This is a genomic window from Glaciecola petra, from assembly GCF_031846345.1.
Classification (GTDB): Bacteria; Pseudomonadota; Gammaproteobacteria; order Enterobacterales; family Alteromonadaceae; genus Glaciecola; species Glaciecola petra.
On sequence record NZ_JAVRHX010000003.1, the window covers coordinates 218822 to 237806 of the forward strand.

The following is an 18985-nucleotide window of genomic DNA, read 5'->3' on the forward strand; positions in this document are numbered from 1 at the left end:
TTAACGAAAATGACTTAAATTTTATACGTATGTGTCGTTAACACATACATACCTATTAACAAAAAACAGTAATATGCGACGCATATGATACTTTAATCCAGATTAGGCTACCACGAATGAAGTCGCTTTTTTCAAAAAAGGCTAAAACTATAATCGGTCTAGACATAGGCACAAAATACATTAAGGCGGTTAGTCTTGATGTAAAGGGTGGCGCTACCGAGGTAGTGGGTATTGCATGCGAACCCATACTCGGAAACGCATTCACAGAGCGAGAACTTAAAGATTTCGACGCAGTAAGTATTGCCTTAAAGAAAGTTAAGAATTCGCTTAAGGTAAATAGTAAAGCATGCGCATTAGCTGTTTCTGGTTCTTCTGTTATATGCAAGTTGGTATATATGGAACCAGACCAAACAGATTTTGAGCTAGAAAGCCAAATTGAGCTCGAAGCAGATAGTCTTATTCCTTATCCACTCAGCGAAGTTTATCTAGATTTCGAGGAGCTTCGTCCGAGCGCAACGCATACAGGCAAAGTAGAAGTATTACTTAGTGCCGCACATCGCGATTTAGTCGACAGCAGAATAACGGTTGTAAGAGAAGCATTATTTGATCCCAAAATCATTGATGTAGAAACTAATGCGCTTGGCGAGTCATTTATTAATCAATTAGACGACGATGAAGACGAACAGATAATTTGTTGTGTCAATGTTGGTGCGACTTTACTCCAGTTAAGTGTTGTGCAAAACCAAGAGGTCATTTATACCAAAGAACACGCTTTTGGCCTAAATAAACTCAATCAAGATTTATCGCTAATCTTTGGGGTCGAAATACAAGAAGTAGAGACTCAATTAGCAAACGGAACTGCACCTGAAGAATGGTTGGTGCAATCTGTACCAGGCTTTATAGCAAGCTTACAACAACAGATTCAACGCTCTCTACAGATGTACACAGCAACGACTCATAAAAAAATGCCTAACCGACTGTTTCTAGCCGGTGGTATTGCAAACCTGCCTAACGTTTGTGAAGAGCTTGAAAAAGAATTATCACTAGACGTTAGCCTGTTTAACCCATTCAAAAAAATGAAACTCAGTGACAAACTTGACGCCGAGCGACTTTACAGCCTTGCTCCCCAACTTACCATTGCGGTGGGCCTTGCAACGAGAGAATTGGAAGCATGGCAAAAATAAATTTACTACCGTGGCGTGAAGGCCTAAGACAAACACAAAAGAAACAATACATTGGCTCATTGGTAGGTCTTTCGGTGGGTGTGTTTATTCTATTTTGGCTAGCCGGCCAGATTTTTGACCAGCAGATTCGAAACCAAAATTCACGAAACAATTATTTAAAGCAGCAAATTGGTGTACTTGATCAACAAATATCAGAAATAAGCGAAATTACTGAAGCCAGAGACGCAATAAGCTTGCGCATGGCCCTAATTGAGCAACTTCAGGTTAGTCGAAACTTAACCCCTCTTGTATTCGACGAATTAGCTCGCTTAGTACCGGCAGGCGTTTCATTCTCGAGTATGCGTCGTACACAAGACAACATCAAAATTATTGGTGTCAGTGAATCAAATAACCGTTTGTCTGCATTTATGCGCGAAATTGAAGAGTCTGAGGTATTTGTAAGCCCAGAGCTATCATCAATCGTTGCTGACAAATCAGGCATAAATGCGATAAGTGATTTTGAGCTACAGTTTTCTATTGCCCCTCAGTATGCATCGGTTGATGTTGAAACAACTGACGAAGACAAGGAAAAATAAACATGGATTTTGATGTCAATAAACTTAAAGAAATAAACGATTTAGATTTCGAACAAGTCGCAATATGGCCAAAAGAAATTAAAATTGTAGTGGGCTTTGTATGTGCAATTATTGTGTCAGCAATATGTTATTACGCGATTATTTCGAGCAAGCTACCTATTTTAGAAGGTGCAAAAAACAAAGAAACCGAGCTTCGTTCAACGTTTGAAGCTAAATATAGAGTGGCCGTAAATTTAAACGCCTACATCGAACAACTCGAGCGTATTGAGCAAGACTTTTCATCCATGCTTAAATCTTTGCCCAATAGCAACGAAACGCCTGGATTGTTAGATGACGTGACATTTGTTGGCACTGATGCTGGACTTTCATTTAAGCTCCTAAACTGGCAACAGGAGATTCCCAAAGAGTTTTACACGGAGCTACCCATTCAGTTGGAAGTCGCAGGCTCTTATCATGAATTTGGTCAGTTTGCATCAAACGTCGCGAATCTACCTCGCATTGTTACACTACATGATTTTGACATCAATGTGGCGGGTGATTCATTGGTGTTAACTATGCAAGCACGAACCTACAGAGCAGAGGCAACGGAGCAATAATGAAAAAATTATTTATTACCCTTAGTTGTATTTTGCTCATTCAAGGGTGTGGAGCCGATATTGATGATTTAATTCAATACACTGATCAGGTTCGCAGCAATACGCAAGTGAACATTGACCCATATCCAGAATTTGCAGCCATGGATACTGTGAATTACCAAGCTAGCGGGCTGAGAAGCCCATTTTTGCGCACAGTAAATACAGCAGCCTCTCCAGCGGCAGTGCAAACGCCAAACTGCAAACAACCTAATACGGCACGCAATAAACAAGCCTTAGAAAACTTTGGTATAGATGGCTTACAAATGGCAGGGGTATTTACCACCAATGGTAATAAATATGCGCTCATAAAAGCAAACGACGGAAGTCTACACAAAGTGACACGTGGCAGTTATTTAGGTTTATTTAACGGTCGAGTCACGCAAATTACAAATAGTGAAATTTTAATCCAAGAGATGTTGCCAGATGGCGCTGGTTGCTGGAAAAGCAAAGATACAACGCTAAACATGTCATCAATGGTAGGGGAAAGCAGCAATGTCTAGACAATATATATTCAATACTAAGTTAAACCGAAGAAAACCGATCTGGTATCTTACCATCGTGCTTTTGCTTAGTATTATTACTTTTGGGGTAGTTGCTCAAGAACAACAGATTGATCTGGTTGACCCAGAAGGCCTTACTGAAACCCAAACTTTAACAAAACTGTCTTCGGTCGATTTTAAACGAGACGGCAATAATGCTGTTGTTACAATCATGTTTGACCAACAAGCACCCAGTGTTTCATATATTGAAGCAGAAGGTAAATTGGATATTAGTTTTGAAAATACTCATCTGAACGATGACCAATACGTTCAAATAGATGTGGGTCAGTTTGGCACCGTCGTAAATAAACTCGAAACATTCCAGACTGACGACATTTCTCGTTTGGAAATTTTATACAGTGGCAGTGTAAAAGTACAAAAAAGTACATCTGACCAATCTTTAGTGTTTACGCTTTCACCTCTTAGTCAAGATCAGGTTGAAAAAAGCCAAGGCATAGAATATATCGGTAAGCCAATTAGCTTAGATTTCCAAGATGTTCCTGTCCGTCAAGTGTTACAAATAATCGCGCAAGTAAACGGTTTTAACTTAGTCACCACAGACACAGTTAGCGGCAATGTGACTATTAGTTTAAGCGGTGTTCCTTGGGATCAAGCTTTAGACATGATCCTTAAAATACGAGGATTAGATAAACGCCTAGAAGGAAATATTTTACTTATCGCACCGAGCGAAGAATTAACCGCTCGTGAAACTGCAGCCTTACAGTCTAAGCAACAAGTCCAGCGCCTAGCTGACTTGACCTCGGCTAATATTGTCATTAATTATGCACGTGCTTCAGAGTTGGCGGCCATATTAAAAACAGCTGATGGTGGCATATTGTCAGACAGAGGCGCAGTAAGCGTGGACGAAAGAACCAATACGCTGCTCATTCGCGATACTCAAGCATCAATTGACGAAGCGAGAGAAATCATTAATTCGTTAGACATTCCAGTCAAACAAGTACTGATCGAATCACGCATGGTAACGGTACGCGACAATGCAGGAGAACAGCTAGGAGTGCGTTGGGGATTCACGGCCAACTCTAGTGATGGAGCAAGTTCTGGCTCTCTAGTGGGCGCAGATATTGCCAATAGAGGTACAGTGCCAAGTGAAATAACCGATAGACTTAACGTAAATTTACCGGTCGCAAATGCTGCGGGTCGAATTGGATTCCAGATTGCCAGCCTCATCGATGGAAACATCTTAGATTTAGAGTTAAGTGCACTGGAGTCTGAAAACAAAGGTGAAATCATAGCAAGCCCGCGCATCACCGTTGCAAATCAGCAAGAAGCTTACATCGAACAGGGAACTGAAATTCCTTTCGTACAAGCAACGTCAAGTGGCGCAACATCAGTCGAATTTAAGAAAGCGGTGTTGAGTCTAAAAGTAACACCCCATATCACACCTGACAATCGCATTATTTTAAATTTAGTCGTTACGCAAGATACAAGAGGCGAAACCGTATCTACCTCTACAGGACCTGCTGTGGCCATAGACACGCAAGAAATCAGTACACAAGTTTTAGTGGAAAACGGTGAAACAATTGTACTTGGTGGAATATTTCAGCAGATAAGTTCGGACGACCATACTAAAGTGCCACTTTTTGGTGACTTACCTGTTATCGGAAAATTATTTAGCACACGAGGTGTCGTTGAAGAGAAGCGTGAACTCCTAATTTTTGTTACACCTAAAATAATTACCACCGAATAAGTCTATTTTTTAGACTTTATCGAATAAAATAGCGCTTAAAAGCGCTATTTTTACATCTACTTACAAGCATTTGCTTCACAGGGCTTGCAAACACAGCCCGTTACTTGAGATAATCCCGCGGCTCGAATTAAAGACGAGGATTTTTGCGCTCATAGCACTGGCTTATTGAAGCATTAGAAGGCTATGGTAATTGTCGGTAACCAAACACAAAACACTGTGCCGACACCACTTATATTAGATGTGAATTAATACAAATATGGCAGAGAAACGTAACGTATTCCTTGTAGGACCTATGGGGGCTGGTAAAAGTACTATAGGCAGGCACTTAGCAGAAGAATTACATTTAGATTTTTTTGATTCAGACCAAGAAATTGAACGCAGAACTGGGGCAGATATCGCTTGGATATTTGACCTAGAGGGAGAAGACGGTTTTCGCAAACGCGAAGAAGGCGTGATTCATGATCTTACTGACAAGCAAGGTATTGTATTAGCAACAGGCGGCGGTTCAGTCGTTTCAAAAGCGGTAAGAAATCGCTTATCTGCTCGGGGTATTGTCGTTTATTTACAAACGACAATCGATAAGCAAGTCGCGAGAACACAACGAGATAAAAGGCGCCCTCTTCTGCAAAATGATGACCCAGAGGCAGTTCTAATTGCCCTGTCAGAAGAACGCAATCCACTATACGAAGAAGTGGCTGATTATGTTATTGACACAGACGAGCAAAGTGCACGCGCGGTTGCCAATCAAATCATTGGTAAAATAGGATTATAGTAGGCCAATATTATGCCCAATATTCGCGTTGACCTTGGAGAGCGAAGTTATCCCATCAAAATAGAAGCCGGTGCATTTTTAGACGCCGGCTTTTTGTTGTCCGCAATTAAGGGGAATCATGTTGTCATTATTTCTAATGAAGTTGTTGCGCCACTGTTTCTTGACCCATTATTGAAACTTTTAGAGCAAGGCGGCAAGACATCTATCCCAATTATATTGCCTGACGGTGAAGCGCAGAAAAACCTACAGAATTTTGAATTAGTATTGAGTAGAATGCTCGAAGCTAGAATATCTAGAGATGCGTGTGTATTGGCCTTGGGCGGAGGTGTTATTGGTGATTTGAGCGGGTTTGTTGCCGCTTGCTATCAGCGTGGCATCGACTTTATACAAATGCCAACGACCTTACTTTCCCAGGTCGATTCTTCTGTTGGTGGAAAAACAGCAGTTAATCATCCTTTAGGTAAAAATATGATTGGCGCTTTCTACCAGCCAAAAGCAGTATTAATTGACCCTCAGAGTTTATCTACGCTGCCTGACCGTGAATTTGCCGCAGGGATGGCTGAAGTCATTAAATATGGCATTATCTATGACTTAGCATTTTTTAATTGGTTAGAACAAAATATTGAATTAATCCAATCCAAATCACTCCAAACCTTAAGCATCATGATTGCTAGATGTTGCGAGATAAAAGCAGAAGTCGTTAATTTAGACGAAAAAGAACATGGGATTCGCGCATTGCTGAATCTAGGCCATACATTTGGTCATGCGATAGAGGCAGAAATGGGTTATGGTAAATGGGTTCATGGTGAGGCTGTAGCCGCTGGCACAATGCTTGCTTGTGAGCTAGCAGTTATGCGCAAACAGATGCTGGTGTCAGAATTACGTCAAGTTGAGCAACTACTTGGTGCTTTTTCTTTACCCGTTAAAGGGCCAACATCGATGCAAGCCAAGCATTATATAGGGCATATGCAAAGAGACAAAAAAGTGGTCAGTGGCACGATGCGTTTTATATTGCCCATCGGTATAGGAAAAGCACACGTTGTTAGTGATGTAAAAGATGAAGAATTACATCTATTACTTGATTCCACGTCTGTAGAATAAAAACCTCGCAGTGATAACCCATCTTTTTCAGGTTACACGGCTTGATTTAGGATGTTTATATTGTCAGAGTTACACGATCGCTTAGCACATTTAGTAAATTACTCATCTCAGTTGATTTTCGTCAGCAGCGAGAAGCTTTCTGATCAGCATCGAACCTTAAATGACTTTTTAGCAGAACAAGAAACAAACACCGAAATCTCCTTTATTAATGCAGATATAGACAACGATATTATTGAATATCGAGCGGCTATTTGCCGACAACTAACCGGCCAAACAGTAGGCAGTTTTATTAGGCCATTACCGCTTTTGTTAGAAGAATACGACAGCAATGGGGCTGCCGTTCTGGTATGTATTACCCAAGCCGAGTGTTTACCTCAGTCTTTTTTACAGGAATTGTGGGATTGGGTTAGTGAGGCGCAAAGTGCAAATAGACCTACACATATCAACGTGATTTTGTTTGCTGAAAGTAATTGGGCAGAATCTGCACAAGAATGGCTCCCAAAACAAAACAGTCATAAACCTATCTTATTGTCGTCGCAAAATGTTGACGCAACAGGCTTTGATGTACATGCCTTAGAAGCACTAATGGCGGAAGATAAATCATGGTTTGCCGTGGCCAATCGTCCAATTGTTAGTAACAAATGGTTTATTGGCAGTGTCCTAGGTCTGTTTTTTGTTATTTTTATCGGTTTAATAGCTTGGCAGTACCCTGAAGAAATAAGCGACGTTATTGCGGGAGACTTCTCAAATCCAGAAGATGTAGCGGTATTTGATATAGAGGAAGCTGACTTAGCATTAGATATTGTTGCCAACGAAGCGGTTGTTCTGAAAAAACCCACAGTCAAAGAAGAAGACTCTAATAAGATAAACACATATGCAAGCAACCTTGAACTGGTTGATTCAGAAGCCGATGATAGTCAGCTATCAGCAATCGCTAGTCCACTGACCAATACATTTACAGAAGACAATGTATCAAAGCCATCTAGTGGGGATTTCAAAGTACCAGACATTATTAGTGTTGACCAATTAGCGGCTAATTTTGAGTCAGAACTAACAACTGAATCAAATAAAGATGAAACAATCTTAATCGCTAATGGCAAAAATATTACAGATTCAGAGATTGCTATTGACTATCAGTTTGATGAAACTACACTATTATCATTGCCTTCCGATGCAATCGTATTGCAATTATCAGGAATACAAAACCCCAGCGTTTTAGAAGATTTTTTAAACGATAATAGCTTAAGAAATTCTACATGGGTTTACCAGACCGAACGTTATGGTGGCGCTTGGTATGTTGTATTGTATAAAGACTCATTTGCGTCGATAGAGTCAGCGCTTAACAAATTAACGAGCTTACCCGAAGAAATAAGGCAAGCCCAACCGTTCGCTAAAAGTGTTAATCAGATCCAGTTAGAAATTAAACAACGCTAGCATACGCCTTACAAAATATAAAAATAATAAATAGGAATAGAGTGAGCAAAGAAGCAAGTAACAGGCTTTACCGATCACCGCTCAAATGGGCTGGTGGTAAACGACGCATCGTGCACCGCATTGCGGCACTACTACCCAAGAATAATACCTCTCACTTAATTGAACCCTTTGTAGGTGGAGGTTCAGTTTTCTTAAATTTAAACTTTGACAACTACACTCTTTTTGATAGCAATCCTGACCTGATTTCTCTGTTTAACACTATAAAAAGTGAGCCAGAAGCGTTAATTAGTCAAGCCAATGCATTATTTACCCCGCTGAATAATCAATCAGAAAATTATTATCAAATTCGTGAGCAGTTTAATCGAACAAACGACTCATTAAAACGGTCAGCCATGTTTATTTACTTAAACAGACACGGATAGAGTTGCTAGTTTTTTATGACGGTTAGAGTAGAATTCGTAAGGTCTAACTTTTATGACTGAGACCTTGTAAGTAAGAGAATTGTTCTATACTAGTTAAGTGTTTTTTCCAAAACGGTAAAACGTAATGACTGGTTCGTTCAACATATTCCTAATAGATGCACAGGTCGACATATCTAGTAAAAAGCTAGTTCTACTTTCAACTGAACAACGTATTAGCGCTGTCTCCGGAAAATTTAAGAACTGGAAGCCACTGCGCTTATTACTGCGCGAAGATGGTAGTCTTGTGTATCCGCAAAATCATTACTTACATTATTTGCTTAAAGTAAAAGGAAATAAAAATGTTAATACGGCGGGATATGCCCTCTTACATTTTACCAGGTGGCTTTGCCAAGCGAAATGCAGCTATCGCTCAGTGACTGAAAGCCATAGAGAGAGTCCTGTATGGCTTTTTTCTAATTACCTTATTGATTTAATTAAACGCCCGTCGACACAGAGTTCGAATATTTCTCTTTCAACTGCGCGGTCATACCTGCTTATCGTTATTGATTTTTATAAATTTTTACATCATGAGGGGATATTGAAGATTGACGAGACACATAAACCATTTAATTTCGAAAACAGAAGAATCTTCTTATCTAATTCATCAAATCACACTGTCTTTTTCTCTGACTTTGCCTGACATAAATATAGCAACTGCTGAAGACACAATAGTGATTGAGAATACTATAGAATTTATATGCTTTAATCTCCAAAGTCCTTAACACGGGGCAATCAAAATCATCCCTGATGTTTAAAACGACACCCTAACCCCCGCATTTGCAATAAACCCATCATTCCTAGACCATATATCAGTTGTCCATTGACCACCTGGTGCTCTTGCAGGCAATAGCAACGGATGTTCATCAGTTTGTCTGATATCCAAAAGATTCTCCAGATTTATAAAATAACTGGCACGACCAACCGTAATTTCTCCCATAAGCCCTAAGTGCCAATAAGGGTCGGACTCATCGATAAACGGATTGTCGTTCACGCGCTGCGGACCTGTATAATAAGCTTCGAACCCTACTCGAAATTCTTCCTCTTCCTCCCACATGGCAACAAAACCTGCTGAATGCTTGGGTGTGAGTGCAATTTTTTGACTGTCGCCGTCGGCAGTAGCTTGTTCAGTAGCATCTAAGTAGAGATAACTAGCAGTCAGTTTAATATCGCGCCAATAATATCGTACTAACACTTCAGACCCACGAATTTGACTTTCTCCATCGGCATTAACGAGTCTCACTCGGTCTAGCATCATATTTTCCTGAGACGAAAAAGCTTCTAACTCTGTTACGTTTTCAACATTTGATCCAAACAGTGTGAAGCTCGTTTCTATTTTGTTGTAAGTATAGGTGAAGTCTAACGACGCAGTTTCAGCTTGTTCTTCTGCTAAATTTTGGATTGGTGCCAACCTAGATAGCCCTGCGGCTTCAAGTTCTTCTACGAATGGCGTCGGTGCGTAATAACCTTTTCCATAAGAGCCTCGAATGGTTAAATCGCCAGGTCTGTACAGTAGTGAGACCCTTGGGCTTATCTGGGTACCAAAATCACTGTGTTCATCAACTCTTGCACTAACAGAAGTCGTCAATTCAGAGGTCATTTCATAGTCTACTTGTGCGAATAGACTTGGCACCTCATAAGAATAGTCGAATGTCGAAAACGCATCCGATTCATAAATATCAGACAAATACGCTAGACCAACTACCCAATCGCTTCTATCGGTGTAACTAGACAAACTGCTCTCTAATAAATAACTTTCGTGTTTGTCGTCTTCAATAACATCACCAAAAAGGTGATTATGCTCTTGTATCATGGCTGATGCTCTGGTTGAGAAGGTATAATTGTCGCCAAGGGGCATGGTAAAAACCAAGCCACTGTCGAAACGCTTTGAATCCTGCGTTTGTTCAAACGCGTCACCATCTGCTACCACACCGCCATCCACAGTCCCCCCTCTTCTGTTTTCGGTCATATAACCAGCAGTAAAATACAGACTTTCACCCTCGTCCCCGTTCCAAAATAATCTAGGGCGAACGGTGTAGCGCTCATACCCAGCCAAGTCTATCCAATCGTCATTATCAATATCGACACTTTTTTGGTGGTGAGCGCCTGCGGTTAAGGAGGCTTTCAGCGCTGTTGATAAAGGAGCTTCTATGTACGCCGTGACATCTTGAGCGTCACGGGTAGTTAGATTAACGATAGTCTCTCCATTAAACTCTTCGCCTGGCCGTCTAGAGACAAGATTAATAACGCCACCTAAGGCCGAGCCGCCATACAAAGAAGATGCGGATCCTTTGATTATTTCAACCCTCCCTAAATCAGTAGGCGGGATCTGTAATATGCCGATAGATGCCGCTTGATTTCCATACAGAGGTAATCCATCTGCAAGTAACTGAGTGTATCGCCCGTAAAGGCCTTGTAGACGAATATTTGCGCTGCCAAGAGCGGGTGAAGTTGTCTGAACGCGCACACCTCCGGTCTCTGCAACAAGCATAGATATATTCCCTGGGCGCATGGTTGATTTTTCCATTATCTCTTCACGGTTAATTATCTCTACACGCATTGGCAGTTCGTCTGCAATCCGACCTGATCGGGTTGCTTGTACAATAATTTTCTCGACGTCTTCATCATCATCGTCATCTTCTTGCTGCAAATCGTTGTTTTCGCTAAGCATGCTGCCAGACCTTAGAGCGGGTTCTTTGGCGTTTGACGCCATCACTAACTTTTGACCGGCAATGGCCTCAGATGCACACGTAAACAAGATAACTAGCGAGGCGATGCGTGATAACGAAAACATAAAACTGCTCCAATTCAATATTATTAATGTACAATAACTATAAAGCTTACAGTAACTGGAAGGTCAACATGAAAATCAGCGAATTAGCGAAAGCTACAAATGTGAGTGCTAAAACAATTCGTTATTACGAGCAAGTCAATCTGCTATTGCCAGCTAAAAGAAGTGAAAGTGGATACAGGCATTACGATAAAAAAGATATCGCAACGCTTGTGTTTATAAGGCGTTGTAGAGAGCTTAATATTCCTATTATCGATATAAAGCGCCTGCTCGATGTTCAGAATAACCCAAACGCTTCTTGCGCCTTTATCGACGAGATGATTCAAAATCAACTTATTCGCATTCAGGCGGCTCAGAAAGAGCTCGCCCTGTTAGAAAAGTCATTAGCGTCACTTGCATCATCGTGCAACAATCATACTGTTGAAGGATGCTCGATACTGCATCAGTTGCAATCAAATTAGCTCAGTCTGATAACACGAAGTGACTTTGGTTTATGTTGTTTCTAAGTGATGAGTCACGAGAGCGCGAACATTTAGTGAAATGTCAGAAAATGCAAGTAATAAACTACTCTCTGCATCTTTTACTCGCAACAACAGTTACCTTTTTGAATTGGCGGGCATTTCACTGTTCCATATGAGCAAAAAACGCAGCAGTCTCCCCTAAGAGGTTTCAGTATTGATTTGCAATGAGTGCATTCATAGAAAAATTGACATGCAGTGGTTGGCATTTCCTCTAGTTGGCTATGATTGCATTTAGGACATGTAATTGTTGATAAAAGCTCTATTTTGGACAAATGATAGCGCTCCCAATTTGATTAAAAAAAAGCGATTCGAGAGTAAGTTACGATTTTATTCTTGAGGGGAAACCAGCATTCTCTGTCGCTTTGGTTAGCGCATCAGGGCTAGTAACTTCGTCGTCAAATATCACGACAGCCAGTTTGTTTTCGAATGTAACATCCACTTCTTTTACACCTTTTACACGCTCTAGTGCTTTTTCTACTGTTATTGGGCATGTAGCACAATCCATTGACGGCACTTCTAAAGTAACGGTTATATCTTTAGCAAATGCTTCGGTGCTGCTGACTAACAATAATGACGTGAATAATAATTTTTTCATTTTTTCTCCGATTAAATTTCAGTGATAGTAGCTATACTAACCATATAATCCAGTAGTTACTGGTGACAAAAAGAAAAGCCAACAGCGCGGTAGACCAAAAAATTACTATTCTCCGCGCTCTTACTTTAGGGCTCGCGCACAACTCACCCTCCGCACATTCTTTCAATCGGCCATAAGTTTTCCACCCAGCTAATCCAAATAAAACCACTACGGCAAAAATGAAAATAGGTCGATAAGGATCTAAAAGCGTTAAATAGCTGATCCACGTTCCGCTAATGCCCAACAAAAGAAGTACAAGCGGCCCCGCGCAACATGCACTTGCACCGATTGCCGCGGCAAGACCTCCTAAGATGGATACCTGACTACTTTTTACCATGTTATGACGTGATGTTATTCAAACAGTCTGTAGCATAACATCCGTACTTAGGTACGGAGTCAAGCGTTGTTATTTCTTTTCGGGCTGAAGTGATTGAATAATCGGGCAGGCTTTTTCATTAGTATTGTTTTTGCAGTCTGAAATGAGGGATTGAAGACTGCCTTTAAGACGCGTCAAGTCTTTCAACTTCTCTTCAATTACATCCAGTTTATGTTCAGCAAGGGACTGCACTTCTTCACAATTGCTGTTACTTAATACCAATAATGACGATATTTCAGCCAACGTAAAACCCAAGTGTTGAGCACGCTTAATAAATAAAACCCTTGAAAGTGCTTGCGGAGTATATTGTCTGTAACCTTGAGATGGTTTTATCGGTTGCTGCAACAAGGCCTTCTTTTCATAGAACCGAATAGTCTCTACACCCACATTTGCTTCTTTTGCGAGTTTACTTATTGTGTACATATAAAGCCCTAAATAGTTTGACTCACTTACTAAACAAAAAATAGCATCAAATCATAATTTATACCGAGTTTGCATAAATTCATCACGAGCATCAACAATAACTGATGATGGCAATTCGACAAAAGCGAACGGTATAAACGACACAACCCCTTGGTCGTCATGCTCAGTCACACCCTAAAGTCGCCTATATAGAGCCTGATATCACAGTGTTAGCATGGCAGATGTCTTTTTTAAATACATCTGCCGTTCTCTTCTCCTTTATTTAAGTTTTCTGTCGTGCACAAGTCGATATAAAACAGGCAATACTATCAATGTCAGTAAAGTAGACGAAATTATTCCGCTAATGACCACTGTCGCCAATGGACGCTGTACTTCTGCTCCCGTCCCGACATTCAGCGCCATTGGCACAAAACCAAGGCTAGCAACCAATGCCGTCATCAGTACCGGCCGCAAGCGTGTTAATGCACCATCAACAATAGAATTAATTAACTCTCCTGTTTCTTCTAGTCTTTGGCGGATAAACGACAACATAACCAAACCGTTAAGCACAGCAATGCCAGATAGCGCTATAAAACCGACGCCTGCTGATATAGACAAGGGCATGTCTCGCATCCATAGCGCAAAAACGCCACCTGTTAATGCTAAAGGCACACCTGTAAAGATTATCAATGCATCTTTCACCGAGCCAAAGGCAATGACTAGCAATGCAAGAATTAAGAAAAGCGTTGCTGGGACAACAAGGCTCAATCGCTGACTCGCACTTTCTAACTGTTCGAACGTGCCGCCATAATCGACCCAATAACCACTTGGCAATGAAACATTTTCTGCAATTTGCATTTTTGCCTCAGTTACAAACGAGCCTAGGTCGCGCTCTCTTACATTAGCAGTAACCACAATACGGCGCTTGGCGTTTTCTCGGCTGATTTGACTGGGTATACTGGCATATTCTAGCGTTGCAACCTCTGCTATCGGCACATAATTACCATCCCTTGTCATAATAGGTATGCTGCCTAGCGTGTCAAGATTATTGCGAATATCCTCAGAGTAACGCACAACTATCTCAAATCGCCTGTCGCCCTCGAATATCAAGCCTGCTTCTTTGCCGCCAACCGATGCGCTTAACCATGTTTGCAGATCAGTGACATCCAAATTATAACGCGCTAAAGCATAAGGTTTGGGGTTCACGGTAAAGATGGGAATTTCATCAACTTGCTCAACACGGGCATCAGCCGCACCCGGAATCTCTTGCAAAACGGCTAAGATATCACCGGCCGAATCGCGCAGTTTATCTAAATCGTCACCATAGATTTTTATCCCCAAATCAGCTCTAACGCCACTAATTAATTCGTTAAACCGCATTTGTATAGGTTGAGTAAACTCGTAATTATTGCCGGGCACGTTTTGAAGCTCACGCTCCATTTGCTCAACAAATTCGACTTTAGATAAAGTAGGATCTGGCCATTGGTCGATAGGTTTCAACATTACAAAGGTATCGGTAACATTGGGCGGCATCGCATCGGTGGCAACTTCTGCCGTGCCCGTTTTAGCAAAGACAGTGCTCACTTGTGGGTACTGCATAATGACGTCTTCAAGCCTTTTTTGCATATCCACAGCCTGCTCAATGCCAGTGCCGGGCACTCGCATAGCGTGCAAGGCAATATCACCCTCATCGAGTTGAGGTATAAATTCAGAACCAAGACGCATGCTTAGCCAAACGCTCACAATGACCAATAATGTCGCTGAGCCTATTACCAACCAACGTAGCTTCAGCGCCCATAACAGAACAGGACGATAGACCGATTTCGCCCCCACTATGATTGGGCTCTCTTTTTCACTGACTTTACCCGACATAAACATCGCAACGGCTGCTGGCACAATAGTGATTGAGAACACCATCGCAGCAAGTAATGCCAAGATGACGGTGGCTGCCATCGGGTGAAACATCTTCCCTTCTACCCCTGTTAAACTGAAAATGGGGATATACACGATTGTTATAATCATCACGCCAAACAGACTCGGCCGTATAACCTCATTGGTTGCTTCATACACAACTTCGAGCCTTTCCTTGATGGGCAGCACTGAGCCAGTTTGCCTCTGCGCTTCACTTAATCGCCTGATACAGTTTTCAACAATAATGACTGCACCATCCACAATTAACCCGAAGTCTAGTGCCCCTAAGCTCATTAAGTTTGCGCTAACGCCTGTTTGCACCATCCCTGTTATTGTGGCGAGCATCGCCAGCGGTATCACAGCGGCGGTAATAATGGCTGCTCTTATGTTGCCAAGCAGCAGAAACAACACCACAATCACCAGTAATGCGCCTTCAACAAGGTTTTTGCGAACGGTGTTGATGGCTTTATCAACCAGTGCGGTCCTATCGTAGACAGTTTCTATTACCACACCTTCGGGCAAGCTAGCTTGGATTTCATCCACTTTATCAGCCACTGCCAAGGCCACGGCACGACTATTCTCACCAATGAGCATCATGGCAGTGCCTAAGACGGTTTCCTTACCCTCTCGTGTCGCAGCCCCCGTTCGAAGCTCCTTGCCAATAGCGACGTCGGCAATATCGTTCACGGTCACTGGAGATTGGTTAGTGAGTGTCACCACGACATTACCAATATCTTCAATTGTGGCCAGCTGCGCTTGAGAGCGCACCAGTATTTGTTGACCGTTGCGTTCAACATATCCCGCACCTTGATTGGTATTATTGCGCTCCAATGCCCGCAGCAGATCGTCAGTGCTCACACTATAATTAAGCATACGTTGAGGATCAGGATTCACATGATATTGCTTGGTAAAGCCGCCAATGGCGTTAACTTCGGTGATACCTTTTACTAGAGCGAGTTGAGGCTTTACCACCCAGTCATGCAACTCTCTTAAAGCCATCGCATCAAAGTCTCTGCCATCGGATGTCAATGTGCCCGGCTCAGCGTTGAGTGTGTACATGTAGATTTCACCCAAACCGGTGGCAATCGGTCCCATCTCTGGCTCAACACCCTCGGGTAGCTGACTTTTAATAATGCCTATCCGCTCATTAATGAGGTTTCTGGCAAAATACAGGTCGGTGCCTTCTTCAAATACGGCGGTCACTTGAGACAAGCCATAACGAGATAGTGAACGGGTATAATCCAAGTTTGGTAAACCCGCTAGAGCGTTTTCTACCAAAAAGGTGATACGTTGTTCAGTTTCAAGCGGCGAATAACCAGTTGCTTGCGTATTGATTTGTACTTGGACATTGGTGATGTCGGGTACGGCGTCAATAGGCAGCTTTTGATAACTAAACAAGCCAAAACCAATGACTAAAAAACTCAGCATCAAAAATATACCGCGCCTGTCTATTGCGGTGCGAATAATGGAAGCTAGCATGTTAAGCCTCCTTTAAAGCCTTGCAGTAGCAAACATGTATATTCGGGTTGTATTGAGGCATTAATGGTCATGACCGGCCTCCGATTTTTCCAAATCTGCTTTGATAAGGTAACTATTGGTAGCCACCACACGCTCACCTATTTCAATGCCGCTTATGACTTCAATAAAGCGACCATCAGTCACACCAAGCTGCACAGGGCGTGGTTTATATTCATTATCATGATTAACAAATACCACTTGCTTGTCTTCATACTCTTGCACGGCAGTAACAGGCACCATATGACATACGGCCTTAGTGGCAGTGGTTACCTGCGCTTTTACTAAAGTGCCTAATTGCCAATAGCCACTGCTATTGTCAACAGTGACGTTGGCAAGCGAATGCGGACTGCCATCGGCGGATGGCGTAAGGTAGGCAATTTCAGATAGCTGCTCAAAATTTGCATGCCTTAATTCAACGGCTTGTCCGTCCTTAATTTTGCCGAGGTGCTGCGAGAACACGGTTAACTGCGCCCACACATCCTTGTAGTTGGCTAAGGAAAATAGTACTTGTCCGTTTGATAACTCACCATTGTTGGCATGCCGCGCTATTACGTTGCCATCGAAGGGAGAAACAATTGAGTAGCTTTTTAAACTCTCATTTGATTCTACGACCGCTAAAATATCTCCTTTTTTAACTGTGTCGCCAATATTGACTTTGACATTTTTGATCACACCGTCAAAACGCGCTCTGATATGACTCAATGAACTCGGATCTGCACTTATTCGGCCATAGAGTGTGGTCGAAAGCGCAATGTCGCCAGCAATAACATTTGTGGTGGTAATGCCATTTTGCACAGCCGTCTCATCACTCATCGTAACGACTTCACCAGCGTGTTTATCGTCCTCATGAGAATCACCGCCTGCTCGTTTGTCTCCCGCGCTTACCGTCCCATGTATCATCATTAGCGTGACGCTTAAAACGAGTACTTTTAATATTATTAATGCTTGTAATTGAGGAAATTTATTCATGATTGTTACTTCTTATCGAAATGTTTGATGGCTGCTGCATAGTGATGTTGTGCGCTAGCTTTTTAAAAGCATTGCTCTTTGCGGTATCAGTTTTTGCAGTGCCGCTTTGTGGAGCCTTAAGTGCAAGACCGGTAAGCGTTTCAATTTCAGTTTTGCTTAGGTGCACTTGAGACGCCGCCTCAATTAATGTCAGGCGCGTATTTAAGAATTCTTGTCGAGTAGATACCCATTCCAAATAGCTAAATCTGCCATCTAAATAAGCGCTTTCGACTAAATCTAAGGCTTCTGTAAGAGGCGGTATGACGGTTTGTTGAATAGCGTCAACTTCTAATAATGCGCGGGTGTGCTCACCTAAGGCCTGATTAACTGAATGCAATAAACTGCGCACATTGCTCTGTTTTTGCACCTCTATGGCATCAAGGCGAGCTTTTTGCGCCTCGTATTCACCTAGGTTTCGTTTTTGTCGAAACAATGGCACGCTGATCCCGGCTATTAGAGCAGTTTCATCAATATCTTGTATTCGTCGAACACCCGCCGTCCATTCAATGTCAGCTCGATTATTGGCTTGCACTAATCTAAGCTGCGCCGCTTGAACGCGGCTTTGTTTTGCAAACAGGTCTATATGCGGACTGCTTTGGATAGCGGCAGAAAGCATCTCGAATGACCCGATGTCTTGAAACGCAAAAAGTTGACCTTCCACTCGCTTAAAAGTGGGCGTTTGTTCGCCCCACATAATGGCAAGACTGCGCAATGCAAATTGAAGACTTTCTTGAGCCAATTTAACATCGAGTTTTGCTTGGGCTAGCGCGGCTTGGGCGCGTTTTTGCTCTAGCAATGGTGACGCGCCTGCATCAACCCGCTTAGCAACTGCGTTATAGGTATAGAGTGCAAGTGTCTGTGCATCGTTTAGCACATCTAAGGTGGCCTGCAATACGAGTGCTTTGATGTACCGACGATTCAGCTCGCCGAGGACATCTAATGTGCGTATTTTCTTTTCCACCTCTTGTTGTATTTTACGCTCAGAAAGTACATTCAACCTTGCGCTAGGCTTGTCGTTGAGCTGTAGTACAGATGACAAGGTCAAACTGACTTCAAGCTCCTTAATGCCCGACACCTCGCCGGTTCCCATAAAGTTCTCTAGTTCAATCCCAGCGTTCAGTGCGGGTTTAAGCGCGGCGGTTTTTGATTCACCGTCAATTATTCGCTGTCTAAATTCAAACTCATACAAACTTGGATTATTGGCAAGTGTAAGTCTTACCGTATCTTCAAGGCTCAGCGTTTCTCGCATAGGCGCTTGAACACCGTCATCTATATAGCGATTAGTTTGTACCGCTTGAGCGGTAAGTGGGCTCAAGGTTAAGCCCAATGCGCAAGCAAACGTAATGGCGCGTGCATGCACAGAAATATGAAACATTTTCATTAGAACATCCTAATAATTTATCAATATTCAGCGTCGC

Annotated in this window: 19 protein-coding genes; 11 read left to right on the forward strand and 8 right to left on the reverse strand. The window is 42.2% G+C overall.

What is annotated here, in order from left to right:
• Positions 1-116 precede the first annotated feature (116 nt).
• The 10 genes from pilM (at position 117) to RM552_RS11815 (ending at position 9049) form a co-directional block, all read left to right on the forward strand.
• On the forward strand, positions 117-1184 hold the full coding sequence (gene pilM / locus RM552_RS11770) for a type IV pilus assembly protein PilM (protein WP_311369044.1): 1068 nt from the start codon (positions 117-119) through the stop codon (positions 1182-1184).
• Positions 1172-1759, forward strand: a complete 588-nt coding sequence (locus RM552_RS11775) for a PilN domain-containing protein (RefSeq protein WP_311369045.1) — start codon at positions 1172-1174, stop codon at positions 1757-1759. Before pilM ends, RM552_RS11775 begins: the two co-directional genes overlap by 13 nt.
• A 2-nt stretch (positions 1760-1761) precedes the next feature.
• On the forward strand, positions 1762-2355 hold the full coding sequence (locus RM552_RS11780; protein ID WP_311369046.1) for a type IV pilus inner membrane component PilO: 594 nt from the start codon (positions 1762-1764) through the stop codon (positions 2353-2355).
• The gene (locus RM552_RS11785; protein ID WP_311369047.1) at positions 2355-2894 is read left to right on the forward strand and encodes a pilus assembly protein PilP; all 540 of its coding nucleotides are present in this window, start codon (positions 2355-2357) and stop codon (positions 2892-2894) included. The genes RM552_RS11780 and RM552_RS11785 overlap by 1 nt, the downstream gene beginning before the upstream one ends.
• The gene (locus tag RM552_RS11790) at positions 2887-4641 is read left to right on the forward strand and encodes a type IV pilus secretin PilQ (RefSeq protein ID WP_311369049.1); all 1755 of its coding nucleotides are present in this window, start codon (positions 2887-2889) and stop codon (positions 4639-4641) included. The genes RM552_RS11785 and RM552_RS11790 overlap by 8 nt, the downstream gene beginning before the upstream one ends.
• Positions 4642-4897: 256 nt before the next feature.
• Positions 4898-5413: a shikimate kinase AroK gene (gene aroK / locus RM552_RS11795; protein ID WP_311369051.1), complete on the forward strand. Its 516-nt coding sequence runs from the start codon at positions 4898-4900 to the stop codon at positions 5411-5413.
• Between the two features lie 12 nt (positions 5414-5425).
• Positions 5426-6514: a 3-dehydroquinate synthase gene (aroB, locus tag RM552_RS11800; RefSeq protein WP_311369053.1), complete on the forward strand. Its 1089-nt coding sequence runs from the start codon at positions 5426-5428 to the stop codon at positions 6512-6514.
• A gap of 60 nt (positions 6515-6574) precedes the next feature.
• Positions 6575-7948 carry an SPOR domain-containing protein gene (locus RM552_RS11805; protein ID WP_311369054.1) on the forward strand — a complete coding sequence of 458 codons (1374 nt, stop codon included), beginning with the start codon at positions 6575-6577 and terminating at the stop codon, positions 7946-7948.
• A gap of 41 nt (positions 7949-7989) precedes the next feature.
• Positions 7990-8370 (forward strand): DNA adenine methylase, encoded by a 381-nt coding sequence (locus RM552_RS11810; protein WP_311369055.1) that lies wholly within the window; start codon positions 7990-7992, stop codon positions 8368-8370.
• 124 nt (positions 8371-8494) lie between these two features.
• Positions 8495-9049: a hypothetical protein gene (locus tag RM552_RS11815; protein WP_311369056.1), complete on the forward strand. Its 555-nt coding sequence runs from the start codon at positions 8495-8497 to the stop codon at positions 9047-9049.
• Between the two features lie 111 nt (positions 9050-9160).
• Here the strand turns inward: RM552_RS11815 and RM552_RS11820 are convergent, their stop codons facing one another.
• Positions 9161-11200 (reverse strand): TonB-dependent receptor plug domain-containing protein, encoded by a 2040-nt coding sequence (locus tag RM552_RS11820; protein ID WP_311369057.1) that lies wholly within the window; start codon positions 11198-11200, stop codon positions 9161-9163.
• 68 nt (positions 11201-11268) lie between these two features.
• On the opposite strand from RM552_RS11820, the gene RM552_RS11825 reads away from it, so the two are divergent.
• Complete coding sequence (locus tag RM552_RS11825; protein WP_311369058.1) at positions 11269-11658, forward strand: MerR family transcriptional regulator; 390 nt, start codon at positions 11269-11271, stop codon at positions 11656-11658.
• A 119-nt stretch (positions 11659-11777) separates the two neighbouring features.
• On the opposite strand, the gene RM552_RS11830 is transcribed toward RM552_RS11825, so the two are convergent.
• The 7 genes from RM552_RS11830 to RM552_RS11860 form a co-directional block, all read right to left on the reverse strand.
• Complete coding sequence (locus RM552_RS11830) at positions 11778-11990, reverse strand: GDCCVxC domain-containing (seleno)protein (protein WP_311369059.1); 213 nt, start codon at positions 11988-11990, stop codon at positions 11778-11780.
• Positions 11991-12037: 47 nt separating this feature from the next.
• Positions 12038-12313 (reverse strand): mercury resistance system periplasmic binding protein MerP, encoded by a 276-nt coding sequence (merP, locus tag RM552_RS11835; RefSeq protein WP_311369060.1) that lies wholly within the window; start codon positions 12311-12313, stop codon positions 12038-12040.
• A 31-nt stretch (positions 12314-12344) separates the two neighbouring features.
• Complete coding sequence (locus RM552_RS11840) at positions 12345-12689, reverse strand: mercuric transporter MerT family protein (RefSeq protein WP_311369061.1); 345 nt, start codon at positions 12687-12689, stop codon at positions 12345-12347.
• Between the two features lie 69 nt (positions 12690-12758).
• Positions 12759-13151 (reverse strand): MerR family transcriptional regulator, encoded by a 393-nt coding sequence (locus tag RM552_RS11845; RefSeq protein WP_311369062.1) that lies wholly within the window; start codon positions 13149-13151, stop codon positions 12759-12761.
• Positions 13152-13409: 258 nt separating this feature from the next.
• Positions 13410-16520, reverse strand: a complete 3111-nt coding sequence (locus RM552_RS11850) for an efflux RND transporter permease subunit (RefSeq protein ID WP_311369063.1) — start codon at positions 16518-16520, stop codon at positions 13410-13412.
• Positions 16521-16580: 60 nt separating this feature from the next.
• Positions 16581-17528 carry an efflux RND transporter periplasmic adaptor subunit gene (locus RM552_RS11855; RefSeq protein ID WP_311369065.1) on the reverse strand — a complete coding sequence of 316 codons (948 nt, stop codon included), beginning with the start codon at positions 17526-17528 and terminating at the stop codon, positions 16581-16583.
• Positions 17521-18948 carry a TolC family protein gene (locus RM552_RS11860; protein ID WP_311369066.1) on the reverse strand — a complete coding sequence of 476 codons (1428 nt, stop codon included), beginning with the start codon at positions 18946-18948 and terminating at the stop codon, positions 17521-17523. The genes RM552_RS11855 and RM552_RS11860 overlap by 8 nt, the downstream gene beginning before the upstream one ends.
• Between the last annotated feature and the right edge of the window lie 37 nt (positions 18949-18985).

What these genes read in the sequence shown, in the direction of transcription:
- pilM (WP_311369044.1), top strand. Translation starts at nt 117, where the DNA reads ATGAAGTCGCTTTTTTCAAAAAAGGCTAAAACTATAATCGGTCTAGAC.
- RM552_RS11775 (WP_311369045.1), top strand. Translation starts at nt 1,172, where the DNA reads ATGGCAAAAATAAATTTACTACCGTGGCGTGAAGGCCTAAGACAAACA.
- RM552_RS11780 (WP_311369046.1), top strand. Translation starts at nt 1,762, where the DNA reads ATGGATTTTGATGTCAATAAACTTAAAGAAATAAACGATTTAGATTTC.
- RM552_RS11785 (WP_311369047.1), top strand. Translation starts at nt 2,355, where the DNA reads ATGAAAAAATTATTTATTACCCTTAGTTGTATTTTGCTCATTCAAGGG.
- RM552_RS11790 (WP_311369049.1), top strand. Translation starts at nt 2,887, where the DNA reads ATGTCTAGACAATATATATTCAATACTAAGTTAAACCGAAGAAAACCG.
- aroK (WP_311369051.1), top strand. Translation starts at nt 4,898, where the DNA reads ATGGCAGAGAAACGTAACGTATTCCTTGTAGGACCTATGGGGGCTGGT.
- aroB (WP_311369053.1), top strand. Translation starts at nt 5,426, where the DNA reads ATGCCCAATATTCGCGTTGACCTTGGAGAGCGAAGTTATCCCATCAAA.
- RM552_RS11815 (WP_311369056.1), top strand. Translation starts at nt 8,495, where the DNA reads ATGACTGGTTCGTTCAACATATTCCTAATAGATGCACAGGTCGACATA.
- RM552_RS11820 (WP_311369057.1), bottom strand. Translation starts at nt 11,200, where the DNA reads ATGTTTTCGTTATCACGCATCGCCTCGCTAGTTATCTTGTTTACGTGT.
- RM552_RS11825 (WP_311369058.1), top strand. Translation starts at nt 11,269, where the DNA reads ATGAAAATCAGCGAATTAGCGAAAGCTACAAATGTGAGTGCTAAAACA.
- merP (WP_311369060.1), bottom strand. Translation starts at nt 12,313, where the DNA reads ATGAAAAAATTATTATTCACGTCATTATTGTTAGTCAGCAGCACCGAA.
- RM552_RS11840 (WP_311369061.1), bottom strand. Translation starts at nt 12,689, where the DNA reads ATGGTAAAAAGTAGTCAGGTATCCATCTTAGGAGGTCTTGCCGCGGCA.
- RM552_RS11845 (WP_311369062.1), bottom strand. Translation starts at nt 13,151, where the DNA reads ATGTACACAATAAGTAAACTCGCAAAAGAAGCAAATGTGGGTGTAGAG.
- RM552_RS11850 (WP_311369063.1), bottom strand. Translation starts at nt 16,520, where the DNA reads ATGCTAGCTTCCATTATTCGCACCGCAATAGACAGGCGCGGTATATTT.
- RM552_RS11855 (WP_311369065.1), bottom strand. Translation starts at nt 17,528, where the DNA reads ATGAATAAATTTCCTCAATTACAAGCATTAATAATATTAAAAGTACTC.
- RM552_RS11860 (WP_311369066.1), bottom strand. Translation starts at nt 18,948, where the DNA reads ATGAAAATGTTTCATATTTCTGTGCATGCACGCGCCATTACGTTTGCT.